We start from the raw sequence: 2,763 nt of genomic DNA on the forward strand, positions 1-2,763 counted from the left end.
GATATTCGGCCTTTTCCAAACAACTGGGATTTAGCGAAACGCTTGGGAAATTATGCTGAACACCCAGAGCATTGGGAAGCCCACACGGTCATCAATCTGGTGTATCTACTGCAAGGCGATAATTTAAAACTGATCTTTGACTGTGGGGTTAGCGATTTCTTTTACGATGCGAACAAGCGCTTGCACGAGAAAATGGTGGAGCGGAATATTCCCCACGATTATATTGAACGTCCTGGGAACCATAATTGGGAGTACTGGGCCAATGCCATCCAATACCAACTGCTGTTTTTTGATACTTATTTTAAAGGGTGAGATTCGATAAAAGGAACGGAGTGCATTTTATATTGTGTCATAATTACTTATGGCACAGCGTGAACAATCGCTTTACAAATTGACAGATTCGAGGTTTAAGTAGCGGCTAAATAAAAATAAAGCGCCGTAATGGCAAACACCTGATGGGCAAAAAATAGCTGAAGATAAAACTGCGGGTAATCAAATTGCGCTGGGAAATCGGCGATTTTAAATAACACTGTCCATCCCAAAATCCCCATGATTCCTAAGATCCCACCAAACGCCAAGCTCCATAAAAAAGTTCTGGGCACGTTGGTAAGTGCCCATAAGGCTTCATAAAAGATCAAAAAAATGATCCCTAAAAAGAGATGGATGCCCCACCCCAATGCGTAGATTACACGTTCCGATACCGGTGTCTTGCTGAAGTGCTGCAGGAGTTTTGAAAGTAAGACAAGTTCCCTATATTGGTGCCCGGAAACCGTACTCCATAGAGCGCTGAAAAGCGTCATACACACTACCGCCACTAACCACATCAGGATATATAACAACAAGGACATCCTATAAAATTTTGATCTCCATAAAGCAATCGGAGTGTTTTAATGATTCTCCAATAACGCGATGAGTGCCTTCGCGGTGGGTCCGGCGGACAATGGGTTTTGTCCGGTAATGAGCAGGCCATCCGTTTCTACATGCGACATAAATGGCACGACTGCTTTGTGGTAGTCCGCACCCATTTCTTTCAATTTATCTTCCAAGGTATACGGAATGGTTGAGACCCTTAAAGCCAATTTTTCCTCAGCATTAGAAAATCCAGTAACTCTTTTTCCGCGTAGAAGCGACGGTTCAAGCTGTGCGGCCTTCAATAGTGCGGCGGGACCGTGACAGACCGCGGCCACCGGCTTGTTCTGCGAAAGCAGCTCTACAATCAGTCGGCCACTGTTTTCATCGGTTGCCAAATCGAACATGGGCCCGTGACCTCCCGGGTAGAAAACCGCATCGAAATCGCCGGCCACCATATCCTCCAGTAAAAGGGTGTGTTTTAATGCATGTTTAGCGAAATCATCGTCTTGGAATCGGCGGTTGGATCCGGTGATGTTTTTGGTCAATTCACTCATGGGATCTATGGGCGGATGGCCTCCTTTTGGACTGGCCAGCACTACGGTGTAATTCGAGTCGATAAATTCGTAGTAGGGATCTGTAAATTCACCAATCCACAAGCCTGTGGTACTGTCGGTATTGAGTAAGGCTTCGTGTGATGTCAATACCATTAAAATCTTTTTCATAATCTAGAGTATTCGTGTTTTTAACCATTTTATATTTATCGGTGACATTATGAGAGGTGGATTCCTTAGCGTCGGACATCTTTTAACAGCCAATCGTCAATCTCGTCCGCACTGTCTTTATGTAATACTATCAGGTCTCCGGTGGTTTCGAAGACCACCGCTTTAATGTCAGATAATTTAATCACGTTGGCTTCTCTCAACTTTGAACGGATGTCTCCTTCTGTAACCCTTACGGCCCTCATATTCTCCCTTAATAAATTTTCGCCATCCATTAACAAGGTCGGCTGATTATCGGTCAATTTTCTAAACCAGGGGTAACGTCTAAAGAACGCCGCTACCAATTGCAGTAGATACACGGTGAATAGCCCAACTGCCCCTTCTAAAAAACTGACGCTGTCTGATAAAATAGTTGTGGCAATCATGGATCCCACCGCTACGGTCATGGCAAAGTCAAAACTGGACATTTTAGAAAAACTGCGCTTCCCAAAGATCCGAGTGTATAAAATAACTACGATATAAATGAATAACGTTGAAAAAAGGATCAGGAAAAATGTTTTTTTATTCAAATCAAAGAGTGCGTTAAGAGCCTCCCTAACCGGATGCGCTTCCACCATTACGGTCCACATCAACAGCGATTTATTAATCATATAAATTTCAGATTCACCATTATAAAATAAAAACCCATCCCCATAAAAATTCGGTAATTACTTGATTTGTATCACAAGAAAGCAGGATAAAAGTAGGATGAAAAACGCCAAATCGTTAATTCATAAGGGATAAAGTTGGACGGAATAAAAATAAAATTGAAAGTTTCTGTGATTACGGGACCTTCACCAAGTCAATTAAAATCAGGCTCTCCTCTATTGCCAAATGGACATTGTTAGCACGATGGGCCATAAGCTACCGTGCCCTAAAAAGTGTAGACCGCCTTAGGAAAAATCCATTCCGAAGGAGAGGTCCAGATCATTTGGCTTCGAAATATCGCGCGGCTTTACCAAGGTGTACGGATTGACCAATTGTTCGGTCAGGTGTTTTGGAAGTTCTTCCAGAAAATAATTGGAGCTAAAGCCCGCCGCATTGGTTTTATGAACGGTACTGATCGAATTGGTATCCCGAGTGATCAGCAATTCATTTTTCGCCCTAGTCAAGGCCACATAAAGAACGCGCCGATCTTCTTCTATTTTTTCCT

At 43.1% G+C, this 2,763-nt stretch carries 4 protein-coding genes and 1 pseudogene; 1 reads left to right on the forward strand and 4 read right to left on the reverse strand.

Going from position 1 to position 2,763, the window contains the following annotated elements:
* Nucleotides 1-312 (forward strand): annotated as a pseudogene (locus tag VLZ86_RS14650) (esterase family protein); the annotation flags it as partial.
* A 95-nt stretch (nucleotides 313-407) separates the two neighbouring features.
* Here the strand turns inward: VLZ86_RS14650 and VLZ86_RS14655 are convergent.
* The 4 genes from VLZ86_RS14655 to VLZ86_RS14670 form a co-directional block, all read right to left on the reverse strand.
* Nucleotides 408-848 (reverse strand): hypothetical protein, encoded by a 441-nt coding sequence (locus VLZ86_RS14655; protein WP_325452658.1) that lies wholly within the window; start codon nucleotides 846-848, stop codon nucleotides 408-410.
* Between the two features lie 39 nt (nucleotides 849-887).
* Entirely contained in the window at nucleotides 888-1,559 is a 672-nt protein-coding gene (locus VLZ86_RS14660) for a type 1 glutamine amidotransferase domain-containing protein (RefSeq protein WP_325452664.1), read from the reverse strand.
* A gap of 80 nt (nucleotides 1,560-1,639) precedes the next feature.
* Nucleotides 1,640-2,221 (reverse strand): DUF421 domain-containing protein, encoded by a 582-nt coding sequence (locus VLZ86_RS14665; RefSeq protein WP_325452660.1) that lies wholly within the window; start codon nucleotides 2,219-2,221, stop codon nucleotides 1,640-1,642.
* A gap of 282 nt (nucleotides 2,222-2,503) precedes the next feature.
* On the reverse strand, nucleotides 2,504-2,763 hold a 260-nt coding region (locus VLZ86_RS14670), incomplete at its 5' end, for a 3'-5' exonuclease (protein WP_325452662.1).

Source organism: Gelidibacter sp., from assembly GCF_035515035.1.
Taxonomy (GTDB): Bacteria; Bacteroidota; Bacteroidia; order Flavobacteriales; family Flavobacteriaceae; genus Gelidibacter.

What these genes read in the sequence shown, in the direction of transcription:
- VLZ86_RS14655 (WP_325452658.1), bottom strand. Translation starts at nt 848, where the DNA reads ATGTCCTTGTTGTTATATATCCTGATGTGGTTAGTGGCGGTAGTGTGT.
- VLZ86_RS14660 (WP_325452664.1), bottom strand. Translation starts at nt 1,559, where the DNA reads ATGGTATTGACATCACACGAAGCCTTACTCAATACCGACAGTACCACA.
- VLZ86_RS14665 (WP_325452660.1), bottom strand. Translation starts at nt 2,221, where the DNA reads ATGATTAATAAATCGCTGTTGATGTGGACCGTAATGGTGGAAGCGCAT.